Source organism: Pseudomonas lundensis (genome assembly GCF_002269125.1).
GTDB lineage: Bacteria > Pseudomonadota > Gammaproteobacteria > Pseudomonadales > Pseudomonadaceae > Aquipseudomonas > Aquipseudomonas lundensis_A.
In genome coordinates, this window is record NZ_NQKI01000026.1 from 1 (window position 1) to 18,884 (window position 18,884).

Consider the following 18,884-nt stretch of genomic DNA (forward strand, 5'->3'; position numbering starts at 1 on the left):
ACGGGGCTTCGGTCATCCAGCTTTTGGCCGTAAGACGGGTGCCACGGGCGGCGCGGATTTCACCTTCGCGGTGACGGGTGGACTCGGCTGGCGATTTAGGGGTTGTTGAAGTCACGGGTAACTCCTCAGCAATGGGCAGACGCACACTTATGTACTTGTACATACAAGCATATGCAAGTAAGCGGCCAATTTGGGAATTCTTCCCATGAAAATGACGAGAACCCCGAAAATAGTGGTCCGGAGCACCGTGAGGGATTTTCTGGAAGGAAAGAGAGAAGGCAGAGAGATGTTACGAGAGGAAATTTTTGCGCTGTTCTGAGGCATTCGGTAACAAACGGGCCCCAAGGTGAGCGCACAGCAGCGGCAGACCGCTGCTATGCGATATGCATCAGGCGGCACTTAACTCAATCACACAGCAGCGCCCTGTGACGGTGATTTCCAGCAACCGATCTGCATTGCTCAATTGCAGGCAATCGTAACGGCCAAGGTGTTCATGATGGGTGTTACCGACACCGACCTGGACCTGCTCGCTGGCACTGAATACCAGCACGGTGTGGGCCGAGGTGAAAAAGCGCTGCGGCGTTGTAGCCGCCAGCCATTGCAGGCGGGCGCGGAAGCGATCCGGGGCGTAAATCAGGTTGAAATCGCGGATCGGCCCATCCATCAGGGTGCAGCTCACTGCGCTTTCGCCGCTGAAGGCAAACGCATCGAACGGTAACAAGGCACGCGTGCGCGCGCCGTCCACTTGCAGATTCATGCCCGCGCCTTGTAGCACGCTGATGATGCGCTGATAGCCCTCAAACTGCGAAAAACCGCCCGACTCGCCAATGTCAGCAATCGACAGGCGCCAGCCAAAACCTTCAAGCCCCTCACCTGCATCGCGGGTGATTTCTTCGGTGCTGCCACCGCCGTTTTTCCACGGCATGCGCGGGTAATCAGCGGCGCGTAAAACGCTCAATGCATTCATTTACTGAAACGTCCTTCAAGGCGATGGCGGGAGCCGGGATGAATCAGCCGGGCCGCCGTCACGGGCTGGCGTCCCGACCAGGTCCGACGACGAACCAGCAGGCAGGGCTCGCCGGGTTCAATTTGCAGCAGCTTGCACTCTTTCGGGTCAGCCAGAATTGCTTCGACCACGTGTTCACCCTCCGTCAACGGTGCGACTTGAGACAGATAGGCGTAAGGCGTTTGCAGGGTGAAGTCCTGCTTGAGGTAATCCGGTGCTACCAGCGCATTTACGAAACGGTCCTCAATTTGCACAGGAATTCCATTCTCGTAATGCACGATCAACGAATGAAAAACCTTTTGCCCTTCGCGCATGTCCAGCACCGCCGCACGTTCGGAGCCGGCAGCTTCTTCGCCCAGGCTGATGACCTTGCAGCTGTGCTCATGGCCACGGGCGGCAATCTCGTCAGCGATGTTGTGAACTTCAAACAGTGCAGACTGGGTTTTGGGCTCGGCCACAAATGTGCCGACCCCTTGCATGCGGACCAGCAAGCCGTCAGCTGTCATTTCACGCAAAGCGCGGTTAATGGTCATACGGCTGAAGCCCAATTGGCTGACCAGCTCGCTTTCCGAAGGCACACGGTAATGCGGCGGCCAGTTACCACTCTTGATTTGTTGAGTGATCATCTGTTTAACGCGGGCGTACAGGGGCGCCGGACTATCGCCCATTTGGGCAGCCAGCGGGTTCACGGCAGGCGGAGTCGGCACGGGCATTCCTTGTTGATGAGTAAAGATGCGTAGCTTGCCGGAGTTTACCGAGCAGGCAAACGTCTGTATATGTATATACAAATAACAAACAATAGGGTGCGAAACCGATGTCCGTCTTCTTTGCCGAACGTGCGCTGTTATCCACAGGCTGGGCGACCAATGTCCGAATAGAGATCGGTGAAGATGGCCGGCTCGCGACAATCCAGCCTGATGCCCACGCGCAAGGTGCCGAACGCTTGAATGGCCCATTGTTGCCGGGCATGCCCAACCTGCATTCCCATGCGTTCCAGCGTGCCATGGCCGGTTTGGCGGAAGTGGCTGGCAACCCCAATGACAGTTTTTGGACATGGCGCGACTTGATGTATCGCCTTGTCGGCGAAATCAGCCCGGAACAGTTGGGCATCATCGCCCGCCAGTTGTACATCGAGATGCTAAAGGCCGGTTATACCTCGGTGGCTGAATTTCACTACGTTCACCACGACCTATCAGGTAAGCCCTACACGAATCCGGCCGAGCTGGCGTTAAGAATCAGTGAGGCCGCACGCTCTACGGGCATAGGTCTGACGCTGCTACCGGTACTTTACACACACGCCGGATTTGGGGGCCAAGCGCCAAATGACGGCCAGCGGCGTTTCATCAACAGCACAGAGCATTACCTGAAATTGCAGCAACAGTTAGCGCCGTTGCTGGCCGGGCAACCGGCTCAAGCCCTGGGCGTGTGTTTTCACTCGTTGCGCGCTGTGACCCCGGAGCAAATCCATGAGGTCATGAGCGCCAGCAATAGCACGTGCCCGGTACACATACACATCGCGGAACAGCAGAAAGAAGTGGATGACTGCCTGAGCTGGAGCGGCAAACGTCCGATCGAGTGGTTGTATGACAACGTTGAGGTCGATGCACGCTGGTGCCTGGTGCATGCCACCCACGCCAACGCTGACGAAGTGACGCGCATGGCGCGTAGCCAGGCCGTTGCCGGGTTGTGCCTGACCACCGAAGCCAATCTGGGCGACGGTATTTTCCCGGCAGTGAACTATCTGGCACAGGGCGGCCGCCTGGGGATTGGTTCCGACAGCCACGTCTCCTTGAGCGTGGTGGAAGAACTTCGCTGGCTGGAGTACGGCCAGCGCTTGCGCGACCAGCGCCGTAACCGGTTGCATCGCGCCGGTCAGCCCATGGTGGGGCGTACGCTGTTTGACGCGGCGCTGGCTGGAGGCGCGCAAGCCATGGGGCAACCGGTTGCCGGGCTGGCGGTAGGCCAACGCGCCGATTGGCTTGTGCTGGACGGCAACGACCCGTATCTGGCCACGGCACACGAAGATGCCATCCTCAACCGCTGGCTGTTTGCAGGCGGTGATCGTCAGGTGCGTGATGTGCTGGTCAATGGCAAGTGGGTAGTGCGTGAGGGTCACCATGCTGATGAAATCGAAAGCAGCCAAGACTTTACCCGCGTGCTCAAAGCGCTATTGGGGTAAGCCAGCAACAGTGACTGCAAACAGCTAAGGAAAGTATTCCCATAGCGGCCAAATCTCCTTCTGATGCAGGAGCTTTCCGATCGTTACCTTGCGTTCTCTCCAATGAACGCAAGGATTTATCGTGACTACTGTAACTGTTTACTTCTGCGGCACCGGCTCCACCAAGTTCGACGCGACCCACGAGAACTATTGGAATGGCGAGCTGATTTCGACGCTGGCGTCCCACAGCACAGGTCGTGAGTTTGCTGAGTGGATCGTCGTCGATGGCCCCGGCAGCGGCAACTTGCAAGCCGATGAGATGTTCGTGCAAAACAAGGAATACGGCATGACCGGCAGCCTGTTCGGCAACGGCTGGGAAGAGAACGTGAAGCACGCGCTGAGCATTCTCAAAGGCAAGTGCGAATGGCAACGCGAGAAGCTCACCGAAGCGGAATATAACCGTCTCAAAGCGGCCGGTATCCCGATCGAAGACGTGACCGTTACCGGTTCATGGATGTGGCGCAAATACGATTACGGCAACCGCAGCGTGACCCAGCAACAACTGCAAGAGCAGTTGATCAAAACCTTCCGCAAGGACGGCGTGATTCCGACCAAGGTCAATCTGGTGGGCTGGAGTCGCGGCGCCGTCAGTTGCCACATGTTGGCTAACGCCATGCTCAACGACAGTGAGCTGAAAAACATTGCGGTCAACATTTTCGCCGTGGACCCGGTGCCGGGCCCGCTTAACTTCCAGAATTCGCGGGTTGAGCTGGGTAAAAACGTTCAGGAGTACGTGGGCTTTTTCGCCCGTGACGAACGCTCCAAAGGGTTTTCTTGCGTGGTCCCGGAAACGGCATCCAATACGCGCGTCCACATTTACCCAATGGCCGGGCGCCATGCCACGCTGGTGGGCAACGCTGCGCCTGATGGTGACAAAGGCGCCAAGGTGCTGGTCGCGCCAGGGATGGTGGTGCGTCATTTCGCAGAAACCTGCCTGACCCGCTGGGACGTGGCGCTGGATAAGCGCTTGAACCTGTCTGCTGCGGATCTGGAAGCCCAGCACAAAGCCATCGTCAGTGACGATGCGAAATACGCCGCGATGCATAAGTCTTCCTACACCAAAATCACGGAGTCGGAGAAAAACGAACGTTACGCATCACTGGGCAGCAAAGGCATCGCCTTCAGCGCCATTAAAGGTGCGCCTTACCAGCCAGTGGCCGGTTTGTCGCAGAGCCTTGCGTACAGCCCCAACACCTACAAAGACATCCTTTGATGTAACGCGTTGAAGCCAACCCTCAGGGATGGGGGTTGGCACGTTCGTGTGCCTGAGGTTCGGGTCAAGCCCCTTGCACATACCGCGCGGCCCAATCGCGAACTTCAGCGTAGGGATACAGCTCAAGGGCGGCAAACCCCGGAATGGCACGGGCTTTCATCTTGGTAAACATGGGCACGTTGATACCGCACAAGAAGCGGGTCAGCCGTTCTGCCGGGGGATAACAGCCCGTGTATTCCTGATGCCTGTGGATAAACGGGCCGCATAAGCCTTCAACGTTTTTATCCACAAGCGGCGCAAGCGGTGGCGGCTCAGGCAATTGCGCCACCTGCCCGGCGCAAACCGAACAATGCCCGCAACGTTGCGGTGCATTGTAGTCGCCAAAATACTGCGCCAAGCGATAGCTCAAGCACGTGTCGCTGGCAAACAGCGCCAACATGGCGTGAATGCGCGCGATTTCTGCACGTTCATGGGCCGTAAAGTAGCGATGCAGCTCCAGGCTCAGCGCATCCACGTCCACCTCGTTCACCAGCACGCTGTAAACGTCGGTCATCTGCTTACTTTCGAGCTCAATCCAGCCTTTCTCCTGAAAATAGTCCAGCGCCTTGACCACGCGATTGCGCTCAGCCTGATGCTGTTCATACAGCGCATCGAAATTTACCGTCCACCAGGTTCGGGCGCGGCTGGAGGTCTGAATGATGCCCGACACAAAATCCCGGCGTTCGCCTTCAAACTGGGCCAACAAGGCCTCGGGCTCGATCAGGCACTTGAAACGGTACTCCGCGAAGTAGGCATAGCGCGGTGCAATCAGGCCACGCAGTTCCAGTTGCACCAACAGGGTTTTCAGGGGCAACTGACGGATATTGCTCTGATCGGACAAGGGCAGGAGCATAAATTCCCACTGCCCCTCCGCGATTGCCGCACGCACGTCTTCCAGTACCGTGCGAATGCCTTGCAGCTCGGGGGTGTCGCCATAGACGAAGTTCTCCAGCACATTGAGGCTGTCCCGGTTGGCCAGCACCAGGCAATCCGACGCCTGGCCATCGCGCCCTGCCCGCCCGATTTCCTGGCTGTAATTTTCGATCGACTTGGGCAGGTCAAAATGCACCACATTGCGGATGTCACTTTTGTCGATGCCCATGCCAAAGGCGATGGTGGCAACGATGCAGTTCAACTGCCCGCCCATGAACTGACGCTGAATACTTTCGCGCTGATCGTGGGGCAAACCGGCGTGATAGGCACTGGCGCTGACGCCGTGCTGATTCAGGTGCTGAGCGATGTGCTCGGCCGTCTTCTGCAAGGTGACGTAGACAATACTCGGTTGGCCCTGACGCTCACCCATCCACTGCACCAACCGCTGGCGCTTGGCAGCACCGGTGACAGGTTCGACCCACAGATTGAGGTTAGCGCGGTAAAAACCGGTGGTGACGACATCGGCATCAGCAATCGCGAACTTGGTTTGCATGTCCACAATGACCACAGGCGTGGCGGTGGCCGTAAGCAACAACACTTGGGGGATATTGAACTGGCGCTGATAGTCCGGAAGCTTCAAATAGTCAGGACGGAAATTATGGCCCCATTCGGAAATACAGTGCGCCTCGTCTACCACCAGCAAAGAAATCGGAACTTGCTGCAGAAAATTTCGGAAGCGCTCGTTTTTCAAGCGCTCAACCGAAATCATCAAAATTTTCAACTCCCCCGACTTGGCCCGCGCCATCACCGAACTGGCCTCATCGCGGCCCTGTGCCGAGTCAATACTGGCCGCCGGGATGCCGTGACGCTGGAGAAACGCCAGTTGATCCTGCATCAGTGCCAGCAGCGGCGAGACCACCAGCGTCAGGTGCGGCAACAGCAAAGCCGGCAACTGATAGCACAGCGACTTCCCGGAGCCCGTGGGAAAAATCGCAGCCGCTGAGCGCCCCGCCAACACCGCACGGATGGCCGCCTCCTGGCCGGGACGAAATTGTGGATAACCGAAAACCTGTTCCAGGGTGTTGTGCATCACTGTCACTCCATTGACCGTTGCAAAGCCCGCCAGGCTAACGCCCGCTGCGCAACGGATCGAGAAAAGGTCAGGGGAAATTGAAAGGGAATGATACAGGGTCGAGTTCAACTGTTCGGTGTTGATCGACGAAGGCAGACCTTCAGCCAGGCAGGTTTACTCCCGCTATTCCAACGAACATCCAGGGTCGTCGAATGTTGAAAAGTAGACATTTTTACTGGATGCATTCCGTCTGCCGTCCAAGAGATATAGGGCAGCCAATGTGAGCACGCGCAAATCGAATGCAGGCCGACGAGGCTGAAGGTAAGCTCGCCCGCAATGACGGTGAGCCGAACACTGCGCTTATGACGAGCACGGCCATTTTCGATTGCAAGCCGGTACAACTGGGTAACTGCGTTGTACTTCATCAACCTTGGGTTTACGGACACACCACATGAAACTCGCCACCGACCTCCCCGACACGCCCGCCTTGCGTGAGCTGTTGCAATTGCTGCATGAAGAAATCGGTCTGCCAGAGCACAAAACCGTCAGCCTGAAGACGTCGATCAACCTTGATCTGGGCTGCAATGGCCGGGACGCCCAACAGTTGATGGAGGCGCTGGAAGAGCGCTTCGGGCTGACGCTGGAGGATTACGACGCCTATCGCTACTTTCAGCCTGCGGGGCATGACCCGCATCTCAAGCGCAGTGCCAAGGGCCGCGAAAGCAAAGTGCCCTTGACGATTGGCATGCTGTACGCGGCAATTGTGGCGCAGCACTGGGATACCGACAGCCTTGAAGCCTGATTAACAGGTACAAAAAAGCCGCCTTCTCAGGCGGCTTTTTGGTCAATCAGCATTCGGTACGAAGGTTTACGCCTTCGGACCGGCAGCCTTGATTGCATCGCTCACGTCGAACTTCTTGAAGTTTTCGGTGAACAGGCCAGCCAATGCTTTGGCGGCTTCGTCGTACGCGGCTTTGTCAGCCCAAGTGTTGCGCGGGTTGAGCAGTACAGTGTCGACGCCCGGTACGGCTTTTGGCACGTCCAGGTTGATGATGTCCAGGTGCTCGGTTTCAGCACCGATCAGCGCGCCGCTCTGGATCGCAGCGATCACGGCACGGGTGGTCGGGATGTTGAAACGCTTGCCTACGCCGTAGCCACCGCCGGTCCAGCCGGTGTTGACCAGGTAAACCTTGGAGCCGAAACCGCGGATACGTTTGATCAGCAGCTCAGCGTATTCACCGGCAGGACGCGGGAAGAATGGCGCGCCGAAGCACGTCGAGAACGTCGACTTGATGCCGCTGCCCGAACCCATTTCAGTCGAGCCTACCAGTGCGGTGTAGCCAGACAGGAAGTGGTAAGCCGCTTGTTCTTCGCTGAGGATCGACACTGGCGGCAGTACGCCAGTCAGGTCACACGTCAGGAAGATCACGGCGTTAGGTTCGCCACCCAGGTTCAGCGGGGCGCGCTTTTCAATCAGTTCACGCGGGTAAGCGGCGCGGCTATTCTGCGTCAGGCTGTCATCCGCATAGTCAGGCTTTTTGTTGGCGTCGAGTACGACGTTTTCCAGAACGGCGCCGTGCTGGATCGCTTTCCAGATGACCGGCTCGTTTTTCTCGGACAGGTCGATGCACTTGGCATAGCAACCGCCTTCGATGTTGAACACCACGCCCACACCCCAACCGTGTTCGTCGTCACCGATCAGGTAACGGCTTTCATCAGCCGACAAGGTGGTTTTACCGGTGCCGGACAGACCGAAGAACAGGGTCACGTCGCCGTCTTCGCCCATGTTGGCCGCGCAGTGCATAGGCAGGACGTCAACGGCTGGCAGCAGGAAGTTCTGAACCGAGAACAGGGCTTTTTTCATTTCGCCGGCGTAACGCATGCCAGCGATCAATACTTTTTTGGCCGCGAAGTTGATGATCACGCAACCGTCAGAGTGGGTGCCATCACGCTCAGGCTCGCACACGAAGTTCGGTGCGTTGATCACTTGCCACTCATCTTTGCCAGCCGGGTTGTATTGTTCCGGGTTGATGAACAGGCAACGACCAAACAGGTTGTGCCAAGCGGTTTCGGTGGTCATTTTCACGGGCAGGTAGTGCGCCGGGTCAGAACCTACATGAACGTGGGAAACGAAACGCTCGCGCTCACCGAGGTAGGCCGCAACGCGGTCCCACAGTGCGTCGAACTTGTCAGCCGGGAACTTGCGGTTGATCGGGCCCCAGGCAATGGCGTCCTGAGTAGTAGGCTCTTCAACGATGAAGCGGTCAGCTGGCGAACGGCCGGTACGGTGGCCCGTTTTAACAACCAGTGCGCCATTGTCGGCAAGCTCACCTTCACCACGGCTCAGGGCTTCTTTGACCAGATCGTCGATGCTCAGATCGGTGTACACGGCGTTATTAGCTTGCGTCATGAGGTTCCCCGTCGGCCATTGGCCGATTGCGCCAAACGTTTTGTAGTAGAAAATTTTGCACTACTACCGCGAAAAAAGTGGGCCGGATTATGCCAGAAACGCCCAAAAATAGTAGGCCCCACCTGTCAGAACCGCGTTATACCGGGCTTTGACAGGGGTTTTACCTGCGCTGAAACGTTTTAGTGGTGAGTGCCTGAAGGCGTCTCTACACCGGCGCCCGCGAACAATTGATCGACGTCTGCTGCATCGAACAGGTAGCGCTCGTTACAGAATTGGCAATCGATTTCAATATGACCGCCATGTTCTTTGACGAGCGCAAGCGCATCATCATGACCCAGGCTGGACAATGCATTGCCAGACCGCTCGCGCGAGCAACTGCATTTGAACTTGATGCATTCATCGACAAAAACGCGTACTTCTTCTTCGTGGAACAAACGCACCAGGATGGTTTGGTTATCCAGCCCCAACAGCTCTTCAACCTTCAGGGTATCGCCCAGCGCATTCAGGCGGTTCCAGCACTCCGCACGTTCGTCTTCGTCTTTGATGACTTCGGCAGGCAGTTGCTGCAAGAGCATGCCACGCGCGCGCTTTCCATCAGCCGCGAGCCAGAAACGGGTAGGCACCTGGTGCGACATCACGAAGTAATTGGTGAAACAGGCCGACAGATCATCGCCGTTCAGGTCCACGATGCCCTGATAGCGCTTGCCGATGGTCGGGTCGATGGTCAGGGCCAGAACCCCGTTGGGCATCAGGTCGCTGAGGGTCGCGTCCGGTTTGATCTGGTCCGCGTCAAATCGGGCCAGCCCGCGAATTTCATGGTGGCTGGTGATTTCAATCATCAGCAACGGAACGGCGCCTTCGGAACGGGCTTGCAGGCTCAGCAAACCGTCGAACTTCAAGGTGCTGACCAGCAACGCCGCAGCAGCCATCAGCTCGCCCAGCAGTTGTTGAACCGGCTCAGGGTAGGCGTGCTTGGCCAAGACCTCAGCGTAGCTGTGATCCAGCGAAACCAGTTCGCCGCGGGTGTCGCTGTTGTCAAAAATGAAACGTTGCGTGAAGTCGGTTTTGCGTAAATCTGACATAGGAATAGGGTTCTAAATTGGTGACAAAATGTGTTCGAGTCTTTATAAAGGCGCGTTTTTAGCACCTATCGGGTGCAAAGACCCAGCCAAGGGGGCATGTCATGAACAATCCCACTCTGTTCCAAACAAGGTGGAACCTCGGAGCCCTAGCGGGGTGTAATTTACTCGCTCTGGGGCTTTTGTGTTTCTGGTTATGGCCATTCGGCCAAATTCTCTGCCTGACTTTCGACGACTGGTTGTTCCATCTGCTCAATCGTCCATTGGCTGATAACCCTATATGGCTCCACATGTGGGCAGTTGCAAGTCTTCGCCCTTTCGATGTGGTTGTCGGCGTGATCATGCTGGCTTTGCTGATCAAAGGTAATTGGGTGTTTGAAGCCACTCAGGTGCGTCGCGCGCTGTTTGGTTTTCTGGCGATCCTGTTGCTGCTGGTGGTGATCCGCGCGCTGTTTTCCAAACTCACCGCCGCGATGGGTTGGCAGCACAACAGCCCGTCGATGGTGTTTGAAGACGCCATTCACCTGAGCGATTACTTCCCCGGCCTGGAAAAAACCTGGGAGCTCAAAGACCGCTCCAGCCAGAGTTTTCCGGGCGATCACGCCTCTGTGCTGTTGATTTGGGGCCTGTTCATGAGCGTGTTCAGCCGCAACGCTGGCCAGAAAGTCGTGATTTGGGGCCTGACGCTGCTGTTCATGATGCCGCGGCTCGTGGCCGGCGCCCACTGGGGCCAGGACGACTACATCGGCGGCTTGCTTCTGGCCTTGCTGGCGTTGGGCTGGGGCTATTACACCCCGTTCGCGGCCCGGGCGTCGGATCTTCTGCTGCGCGTGACAGCGCCGATCTTTTCGCTGTTGCAGCGTCTGCCACTGGTGTCTCGCATGAGCATCGTGCGCGGTTAAGCAACCCGCGTTGGCATGCGGTTCAAACGCCGCTCTACTCGGCGCCGCTGGCATCATGAAACTGATGCAGTTGGCGCCGTTGTTTTTTAGTCGGTTTACCTTCCGTAGTGATCCCCATTGCACCGGATTTACGCATCGCGGCAGCGTGCTCGCGTTTAGCGATGCTTTGCGCTGTTTCGGCGTACAACAATTGCGCTTGCGGTGCGCCACCACGCACGACTGAGAGCGCTTTGACTTCTACCGTTCGCTCTTCCAGGCCCACACGAATCTGCAGCTCATCGCCTACCCGCGGTTCTTTACTGGGTTTGCAGCGCTCACCTCGACAATGGACTTTGCCACTTTCAATGGCCGCCTTGGCCAGTGCCCGGGTTTTGAAAAAACGCGCCGCCCACAACCATTTGTCCAAACGGACCTTATCGTCTTCTTCTTGCTTCTGAGCCATTGGAATTCCTCTTCTTTGGCAGGGTCAGAACTGTACTACCGTTTCTAACGAATAGATGAATCTGGCACCCGGCTAGAATGCCGCTCCTCTCAGCGCCTTTGGCGAGGTTATGTCCCATGACGTTTTTCCCCGATTCCCTGACGGGCGCCAAAAGCCGCTGCGACGCTTGCCGGCAAGCCACGCCGCTGGGGTTCGATTTTCAGTTTGCCTACCAACCGATCGTGGACCTGCGCGATCAATCGGTGTTTGCTCACGAGGCACTGGTCCGAGGCCCGTCCGGTGAAGGCGCGTTCGAGGTATTGCAGCAAGTTAATGACACCAATCGTTACCGCTTCGACCAGGCGTGTCGCACCCGCGCGATCAAGGGTGCGGCCACGCTGGGCATGCAGCAACATCTATCAATCAATTTCATGCCCAACGCGGTCTATCGGCCAGAACTGTGCATTCGCAGCACCCTGGAGGCCGCCAAAGCCCATGATTTCCCGCTCGACAAGCTGATTTTCGAAACGCTGGAAAGCGAACACATAGATAACTATCGCCATTTGACCCATATTCTGCGTGAATACCGCGAATTCGGTTTCAAGACAGCGATCGACGACTTCGGAGCCGGCTATTCGGGGCTCAATTTATTGGCGGATTTTCAACCTGACCTGATCAAGCTCGACATGGCACTCATCCGCGATGTCGATCAGGACCGTGCGCGTCAGGCCATTGTGCGCGGCGTTGTCATGATGTGTTCTGAATTGAACGTTACAGTCATAGCCGAAGGCATCGAAAGCGCTGGCGAGAGGGATTTCCTGGCCGATTGTGGAATATTTTTGATGCAGGGTTACTGGTTCGCCCGACCTGCATTCCAAGCGTTGGCCGAGGTTCGTCCTGCGGCCTGGATACGTTAATCGCGGTTACTCATATTGAAGACATTTGATCATCTGACCGTTGTCGGTCTGCGCGAGTGGGTGGCGCTTCCCGATTTGGGAGTCGCAGGCTTGCGCGCCAAAATCGACACCGGTGCTAGTACTTCCAGCCTGCACGCCACTGAAATCGAGCCTTTTGTGCGCGACGGTGTCGAGTGGGTGCGTTTCAACGCGCATTTGGGCACGCGGGTGCAACTGCGTCACCGCCGTTGCGAAGCCCCGTTGGTGGCGATAAAAACTATTAAAAGCTCGAACGGGCATACGCAAGTGCGCTATGTGATCCGCACCAGCCTCGCGCTGGGTGATCGGGTCTGGCCGGTGGAGTTCACCCTCGCTTGCCGCAAGTCCATGCGTTACCGTTTGCTGCTCGGCTCGAAAGCCCTGATCGATGGCCAATTGGTCGTTAATCCGGGCCTCAAATACGTTCAAGACAAACCGGTTTTTCCGGTCACTACCCTTTCTGCCACAGGTGCTGCATGAAGATCGCTGTGCTGTCGCGTAACCCGCGTCTGTATTCCACTCGTCGCCTGGTTGAAGCCGGGACAGAACGAGGCCACGAAATGGTGGTGATCGATACCCTGCGTGCCTATATGAACATCGCCAGCCACAAGCCGCAGATCCACTACCGGGGCAAGCCGCTGGAAGGCTTCGATGCCGTGATTCCGCGCATTGGCGCCTCGGTCACGTTTTACGGCTGCGCGGTGTTGCGTCAGTTCGAAATGATGGGGGTTTTCCCGCTGAACGAATCGGTGGCCATCGCCCGCTCGCGGGACAAACTGCGCTCCCTGCAATTGCTGTCGCGGCGTGGGCTGGGGTTGCCGGTGACGGGTTTTGCGCACTCACCGGATGACATCCCCGACCTGATCGAAATGGTCAATGGCGCCCCCTTGGTGATCAAGGTGCTGGAAGGCACACAAGGCATCGGCGTTGTCCTGTGCGAAACCGCTACGGCGGCAGAATCCGTGATCGAAGCCTTCATGGGCCTCAAACAAAACATCATGGTGCAGGAATACATCAAGGAAGCCGGTGGCGCCGATATTCGCTGCTTCGTGGTGGGTGACAAGGTGATTGCAGCGATGAAACGCCAGGCCAAGCCGGGTGAGTTCCGCTCCAACCTGCACCGTGGCGGCAGCGCCAGCCTAATCAAGATTACCCCGGAAGAACGCATGACCGCCATTCGGGCTGCCAAGGTGATGGGGTTGAGCGTGGCGGGCGTGGACATCCTGCGCTCCAATCACGGCCCGTTGGTGCTGGAGGTCAACTCCTCACCGGGTCTGGAAGGCATCGAAACCACCACGGGCAAAAACGTGGCAGGGATCATCATTGAACATCTGGAGAAAAACAGCGGGCCGAACCTGACAAGAACCAAAGGCAAAGGCTGACGCCCGTAGCCTCTGAAGAAACAACGCGAGGCTGCGTCCACCGACAGCCTCGCGCGTCCTTCGTCGCGTATTTACACCGCGCCTCGGGGCAGCATCAGCCCCAACGGCAATCTGACGCGTGCTTCAAGCCCACCCCCTGAACGGTTGCGTAACTCGACATTGCCGCCATGCATTGAGGCGATGCGCTTGACGATGGCCAACCCGAGTCCGGTCCCCTTCCCGCCGCGTGCCCGATCGCCACGAATGAACGGGTTGAAGATGTCTTCCAGTTCGCAAGGGTCGATGCCTGCGCCGCGGTCCATCACGCTGAGCACCACATACGGCGCACTCACATCGCCCGACACATAGGCAGCCACTTCCACATCTTCACCCGCATGATGCAATGCGTTGCCGATCAAGTTATTGAGCAGGCGCTTCATCGATACCCGGCGCAGCGGGAACGGCTGAATCGGTTGCAGACGCAAACGAACCCGTTCTTCGTTCTGGTTGTAAGGTGCCACGACCTCACGCACCAGCTCGCACAAGTCCACCTCTTCGACCAGTTCGTCACGGCCATCGCGAATAAAAGCCAGGAACTGATCAAGGATCGCGTCCATGTCTTCGATATCGCGCACCATGTCATCCGTCAGGTCGTTGTGGTTGCCCATCAATTCCAGCGACAACCGCAAACGCGTCAACGGTGTACGCAAATCATGGGAAACACCTGCCAGCATCAACTCTCGCTCGCGACCCGCCTGCTCCACGTCTTCGGCCATCTGGTTGAAAGCACTGTAAACCTCCGTCATCTCACTCGGCGTGTCACTGATCGGCAACCGCACGCTACGTCCCTGACCCAGTTGACGCGCGGCATACACCAGGCGCTTGAGCGGTTGATTAAGCTGGCTGACGAAAATCCACGCCGACGCAGTGGAGAGCAAGCCAATGGCCAAAAACCAGCCCAACACGCTCCATATCTTTTGCCCGCGCAGCGGGTGCGGGTAGAGCGGCACTTTCAGCCAGCCATCCCCCAGGCTCGGCGCTCGAACCCATAAGGCGGGCGGGGAATGCACACGTAAACGAACCTCGGTATCAGCCCCGAGTTCGGCTTGCATCTGACGTTGGTAAGCGCCGCTGTACGGCCAATGCTGCTCCCCCTCGGGCACACCGCCACCCACCACCCGGATCAACCCGGCAGCATCGGCAATTTTTTCGCGATTTTCTTCATCGGCCGCCCAATAGGCACGTAGCGTGAGGGCAACGCCGTGGCTGTACTGACGATCAACCAGGACATCTTCATTCATCAACAAGTACACCAATGTCAGTGCCTTGGAGAATAGAACGACGATCAGTACCAGCCAGAGGGTGCGCGAGAAGAAACTTTGGGGAAACCAGAGAGGGGTTTTCATAGATTGATGCTTTTGCAGTTTGCAGGAGCGCGCAGGGATATTCGCAGAAATGGAATTGCGGGCCACTCAGGTAGTGAACAACCTGTGTGACCCGCTCCTACAAATGATCCATCACTTGGTGGCGTTGCCGTCGGGTACAAACACATAGCCCACGCCCCAGACTGTCTGGATATAACGCGGCTTGGAAGGATCCGGCTCAATCATGCGACGCAGACGGGAAATCTGAACATCGATTGAACGCTCCAACGCATCCCATTCACGGCCACGCGCCAGATTCATCAGCTTGTCGCGCGTCAACGGCTCGCGAGCATGCATGACCAGCGCTTTAAGCACCGCAAATTCACCGGTGGTCAGCATGTGAACTTCATCACCGCGTTTCAGTTCGCGGGTCGCCAGTGACAACTCGTAATCACCGAACGTGACGCTTTCGTCTTCGCTGCCCGGCGCGCCCGGCACGGGCGCGGACTGGCGACGCAACACCGCTTTGACCCGTGCCATCAGTTCATCGGGGTTGAATGGCTTGGCCAGATAATCGTCGGCCCCCAGTTCAAGGCCCTTGATACGGCTAAGTTCATCGCCCTTGGCCGTGAGCATGATGATTGGCACGCGATTGTTCGCAGCGCGCAAACGGCGGCAGGCGGACAGACCGTCTTCGCCTGGAAGCATCAGGTCCAATACAACAAGGTTAAACACCTCGCGGGCCAACAAACGGTCCATTTGCTCGACGTTTGGTACCGCGCGGGCACGATAGCCTTTGCTGGTGAAAAAACGTTCCAGCAGGCTGCTCAGGCCCGGGTCGTCGTCCACGATAAGAATTTTTTCGCCTTCAGCAGTGTGTGCAGTGCTGCTCATTAGATGCTCCTATGATCTCGGCGCGCATTATGGCGTAGCTGCTGTTATACGCATCGTGTGCATTGTTAGCAGATTTTTCCTTCACAGCCAGTACACAGATCAAGGCGCACGCTGCACGCAGTGCCCTGAATACGGGAACGCTGGTTATAATGCGCCGCCTTTTGTGTCAGGCAACCTCGAATTTTCAACCGCTGCGGCGCAATTATTTTTTTCAGTGCGTGCCGCAATGTGCAGACTTCACGGGTCAACAGGCTGCCCTTTTGGCCCAGGTAGCGGCGCTTTTTAAAGCCGCTCAACCAGCCTCGCAAGCCTTCAAGCCCGGGCCTTCGAGCCTGCATCACAATTTGTCAGGTGGTTTTATGGACAGCATCAACAGCCGCATCGCCGAAGAACTTGGCGTGCGCCCGCAGCAGGTCGAAGCGGCCGTCGCACTTCTGGATGAAGGCTCCACCGTACCCTTCATCTCCCGTTACCGTAAGGAAGTGACCGGCAGCCTGGATGACACCCAACTTCGTCATCTGGAAGAACGCCTGCGCTACCTGCGAGAACTCGACGAACGGCGCATCAGTATCCTCGCCAGCATCGAAGAACAAGGCAAGTTGACGCCAGAACTGGCGCGCGATATCAAACTCGCAGATACCAAAACCCGCCTTGAAGACTTGTACCTCCCCTACAAGCAAAAGCGCCGCACCAAAGGCCAGATCGCCCTCGAAGCCGGCCTCGGTGAACTGGCTGACGGCCTGTTCAATGATCCGAACCTGAACCCCGAAACAGAAGCCGCCCGTTTTGTCGACGCCGAAAAAGGCGTGGCCGACGTCAAAGCCGCCCTCGACGGCGCCAAATACATCCTGATGGAGCGTTTCGCCGAAGACGCCACCCTGTTGGACAAACTGCGCAGTTTTCTCAAGCAGGAAGCCACCCTCAGCGCCCGCGTCATCGCAGGCAAAGAAGAGGAAGGCGCCAAGTTCCGCGATTACTTCGAGCACGACGAGCCACTCAAAAGCATGCCGTCGCACCGGGCGCTGGCCATTTTCCGCGGGCGCAATGAAGGCATCCTCAGCGCGTCGCTCAAAGTGGGAGAAGAATTGCCCGGCACGATGCACCCCGGCGAGATGATGATTGCCGAACGTTTCGGCCTGCAAAACCAGAACCGTCCGGCTGACAAATGGCTGGGCGAAGTGGTGCGCTGGACGTGGAAGGTCAAGCTCTATACACACCTTGAAACCGATCTGCTGGGTGAACTGCGCGACGCCGCAGAAACCGAAGCCATCAACGTGTTTGCGCACAACCTGCACGACTTGCTGCTGGCCGCGCCTGCTGGCCCGCGCGCTACCCTTGGCCTGGACCCGGGCCTGCGCACCGGCTGCAAAATTGCCGTGGTCGATGCCACCGGCAAACTGCTGGAACACGCCACCGTGTACCCGCACGTGCCGCACAACAAGTGGGATCAAACCATCTCGATCCTGGCTGCCCTGTGTGCCAAACACGCGGTCGAACTGATCGCCATCGGCAACGGAACCGCGAGCCGCGAGAGCGACAAGCTGATCATCGACCTGATCAAAAAATACCCTGCACTGAAAGTCACCAAAGTCATGGTGTCTGAAGCCGGGGCCTCGGTGTACTCGGCATCGGAGTTGGCAGCCAAAGAATTCCCGGACCTGGACGTGTCGATCCGTGGCGCTGTTTCGATTGCGCGCCGCCTGCAAGATCCGCTGGCCGAGCTGGTCAAAATCGACCCCAAATCCATTGGGGTCGGCCAATACCAGCACGACGTGTCGCAGCTCAAGCTGGCGCGGGGTCTGGACGCCGTTGTGGAAGACTGCGTAAACGCCGTGGGGGTGGACGTAAACACCGCCTCGGTGGCGCTGCTGGCCCGGATCTCCGGCCTCAACGCCACGCTGGCGCAAAATATCGTGAACCATCGCGATGAAAACGGTGCCTTCAAAACCCGCGCGGCGCTGAAAAAAGTCAGCCGTCTGGGTGAAAAAACCTTTGAACAAGCCGCCGGTTTCTTACGCGTCATGAACGGCGACAACCCGTTGGACGGCTCGGCGGTTCACCCCGAAGCCTACCCGCTGGTCAAGCGCATTGCGTCCGACACCGAACGCGACATTCGTTCACTGATTGGTGATGCGAGCTTTCTCAAGCGTCTCGATCCGAAGAAATTCACCGATGAAACCTTCGGTTTGCCGACGGTCACCGACATTCTGCAAGAGCTGGAAAAGCCGGGCCGGGATCCGCGTCCCGAGTTCAAGACCGCCGAGTTCCAGGAAGGCGTCGAAGACCTCAAAGACTTGCAACTGGGGATGATTCTGGAAGGTGTCGTCACCAACGTGACCAACTTCGGTGCGTTCGTCGATATCGGTGTGCATCAGGACGGTCTGGTGCATATTTCGGCGCTGTCCGAGAAATTCATCAAAGACCCGCGTGAAGCAGTCAAAGCCGGTGACGTGGTCAAGGTCAAGGTGATGGAAGTCGACATCCCCCGTAAGCGGGTGGGCCTGTCGATGCGCATGAGCGACACACCCGGCGAGAAAATTGACGGGGCGCGCGGCGCACGTCCGGGCGCTTCGGGGCGCCAGCAAAACACCGCACCGCGCAAGGAAACCGTGGCCGCGGCCCCTGCCAACAACGCCATGGCATCGCTGTTCGCCAATGCCAAGCAACTGAAGAAGCGCTAATGGACATCCCGGCCGGGCTGACCCAAAGCGCGTTCAGTGAACTGATCGGCTGTCGCGTGGTGCAACTTGATGAAGGCGCGGCCCACGTCGCCCTGAGCCTTGAGCCGCACCTGCGCAACCGGGGCGGCAAACTGCATGGCGGGGTGCTGTTCAGCCTGGTCGACATCAGCATGGGGCTGGCCTGTTCCAGTACCCATGGCTTCGATCAGCAAAGCGCCACCCTGGAATGCAAGATCAACTACATCCGGGCGGTGTCCGAAGGCGAAGTGCTGTGTATCGCCAAGGTCATCCACCCCGGTCGCCGCACGCTGGTCGTTGAAGCTGACGTCTGGCAGGGCGAAAAGCGGGTCGCAAAAGCGCAAGGCACGTTCGCTGTCCTGTAGCGGTCACCCGTCGATTTAGGTTAATTTCGGCAC

General features: G+C 57.7%; 18 protein-coding genes. 9 read left to right on the top strand and 9 right to left on the bottom strand.

Going from position 1 to position 18,884, the window contains the following annotated elements; genetic code table 11:
• From CJF39_RS23720 to hutC, 3 genes are all read right to left on the bottom strand, one after another.
• A partial coding sequence (locus CJF39_RS23720; RefSeq protein WP_432760248.1) for a hypothetical protein occupies positions 1-115 on the bottom strand: 115 nt, incomplete at its 3' end.
• 273 nt (positions 116-388) lie between these two features.
• Entirely contained in the window at positions 389-967 is a 579-nt protein-coding gene (locus CJF39_RS15830; protein ID WP_094994266.1) for a HutD/Ves family protein, read from the bottom strand.
• Positions 964-1,719 carry a histidine utilization repressor gene (hutC, locus tag CJF39_RS15835; protein ID WP_170046893.1) on the bottom strand — a complete coding sequence of 252 codons (756 nt, stop codon included), beginning with the start codon at positions 1,717-1,719 and terminating at the stop codon, positions 964-966. Before hutC ends, CJF39_RS15830 begins: the two co-directional genes overlap by 4 nt.
• 101 nt (positions 1,720-1,820) lie before the next feature.
• Here hutC and CJF39_RS15840 point away from each other — a divergent pair, with 101 nt between their 5' ends.
• Together CJF39_RS15840 and CJF39_RS15845 are read left to right on the top strand one after the other, a co-directional pair.
• Positions 1,821-3,185: a formimidoylglutamate deiminase gene (locus CJF39_RS15840; RefSeq protein ID WP_094994268.1), complete on the top strand. Its 1,365-nt coding sequence runs from the start codon at positions 1,821-1,823 to the stop codon at positions 3,183-3,185.
• Between the two features lie 121 nt (positions 3,186-3,306).
• Positions 3,307-4,437, top strand: a complete 1,131-nt coding sequence (locus tag CJF39_RS15845) for a hypothetical protein (protein ID WP_094994269.1) — start codon at positions 3,307-3,309, stop codon at positions 4,435-4,437.
• 64 nt (positions 4,438-4,501) lie between these two features.
• On the opposite strand, the gene CJF39_RS15850 is transcribed toward CJF39_RS15845, so the two are convergent.
• On the bottom strand, positions 4,502-6,439 hold the full coding sequence (locus CJF39_RS15850; protein WP_094994270.1) for a RecQ family ATP-dependent DNA helicase: 1,938 nt from the start codon (positions 6,437-6,439) through the stop codon (positions 4,502-4,504).
• Positions 6,440-6,872: 433 nt separating this feature from the next.
• Here CJF39_RS15850 and CJF39_RS15855 point away from each other — a divergent pair, with 433 nt between their 5' ends.
• Entirely contained in the window at positions 6,873-7,223 is a 351-nt protein-coding gene (locus tag CJF39_RS15855) for a DUF1493 family protein (protein WP_094994271.1), read from the top strand.
• Positions 7,224-7,289: 66 nt separating this feature from the next.
• Here CJF39_RS15855 and CJF39_RS15860 read toward each other — a convergent pair whose 3' ends face one another.
• Positions 7,290-8,831: a phosphoenolpyruvate carboxykinase gene (locus CJF39_RS15860; RefSeq protein WP_094994272.1), complete on the bottom strand. Its 1,542-nt coding sequence runs from the start codon at positions 8,829-8,831 to the stop codon at positions 7,290-7,292.
• 179 nt (positions 8,832-9,010) lie between these two features.
• Positions 9,011-9,913, bottom strand: a complete 903-nt coding sequence (hslO, locus tag CJF39_RS15870) for an Hsp33 family molecular chaperone HslO (RefSeq protein ID WP_094994274.1) — start codon at positions 9,911-9,913, stop codon at positions 9,011-9,013.
• Between the two features lie 101 nt (positions 9,914-10,014).
• Here hslO and CJF39_RS15875 point away from each other — a divergent pair, with 101 nt between their 5' ends.
• On the top strand, positions 10,015-10,812 hold the full coding sequence (locus CJF39_RS15875) for a phosphatase PAP2 family protein (RefSeq protein ID WP_094994275.1): 798 nt from the start codon (positions 10,015-10,017) through the stop codon (positions 10,810-10,812).
• A 34-nt stretch (positions 10,813-10,846) separates the two neighbouring features.
• On the opposite strand, the gene CJF39_RS15880 is transcribed toward CJF39_RS15875, so the two are convergent.
• Complete coding sequence (locus CJF39_RS15880) at positions 10,847-11,254, bottom strand: RNA-binding S4 domain-containing protein (RefSeq protein ID WP_094994276.1); 408 nt, start codon at positions 11,252-11,254, stop codon at positions 10,847-10,849.
• A gap of 116 nt (positions 11,255-11,370) precedes the next feature.
• Here CJF39_RS15880 and CJF39_RS15885 point away from each other — a divergent pair, with 116 nt between their 5' ends.
• The 3 genes from CJF39_RS15885 to rimK all read left to right on the top strand — a co-directional run bounded on the left by CJF39_RS15885 (position 11,371) and on the right by rimK (position 13,550).
• The gene (locus CJF39_RS15885) at positions 11,371-12,150 is read left to right on the top strand and encodes an EAL domain-containing protein (protein WP_094994277.1); all 780 of its coding nucleotides are present in this window, start codon (positions 11,371-11,373) and stop codon (positions 12,148-12,150) included.
• Positions 12,151-12,225: 75 nt separating this feature from the next.
• Complete coding sequence (locus tag CJF39_RS15890) at positions 12,226-12,648, top strand: ATP-dependent zinc protease (protein WP_249275376.1); 423 nt, start codon at positions 12,226-12,228, stop codon at positions 12,646-12,648.
• Positions 12,645-13,550, top strand: coding sequence for a 30S ribosomal protein S6--L-glutamate ligase (rimK, locus tag CJF39_RS15895; RefSeq protein ID WP_047272929.1), 906 nt, complete (start codon positions 12,645-12,647; stop codon positions 13,548-13,550). The genes CJF39_RS15890 and rimK overlap by 4 nt, the downstream gene beginning before the upstream one ends.
• A 71-nt stretch (positions 13,551-13,621) precedes the next feature.
• Here the strand turns inward: rimK and CJF39_RS15900 are convergent, their stop codons facing one another.
• Both CJF39_RS15900 and ompR read right to left on the bottom strand, forming a co-directional pair.
• A complete protein-coding gene (locus tag CJF39_RS15900) occupies positions 13,622-14,935 on the bottom strand; it encodes an ATP-binding protein (protein ID WP_094994279.1) in 1,314 nt (437 codons plus the stop codon).
• Positions 14,936-15,046: 111 nt separating this feature from the next.
• On the bottom strand, positions 15,047-15,787 hold the full coding sequence (gene ompR, locus CJF39_RS15905; protein WP_047272927.1) for an osmolarity response regulator transcription factor OmpR: 741 nt from the start codon (positions 15,785-15,787) through the stop codon (positions 15,047-15,049).
• Between the two features lie 359 nt (positions 15,788-16,146).
• On the opposite strand from ompR, the gene CJF39_RS15910 reads away from it, so the two are divergent.
• Complete coding sequence (locus CJF39_RS15910) at positions 16,147-18,468, top strand: Tex family protein (RefSeq protein WP_094994333.1); 2,322 nt, start codon at positions 16,147-16,149, stop codon at positions 18,466-18,468.
• Complete coding sequence (locus tag CJF39_RS15915; protein WP_094994280.1) at positions 18,468-18,851, top strand: PaaI family thioesterase; 384 nt, start codon at positions 18,468-18,470, stop codon at positions 18,849-18,851. Before CJF39_RS15910 ends, CJF39_RS15915 begins: the two co-directional genes overlap by 1 nt.
• The last annotated feature ends 33 nt before the right edge of the window (positions 18,852-18,884 follow it).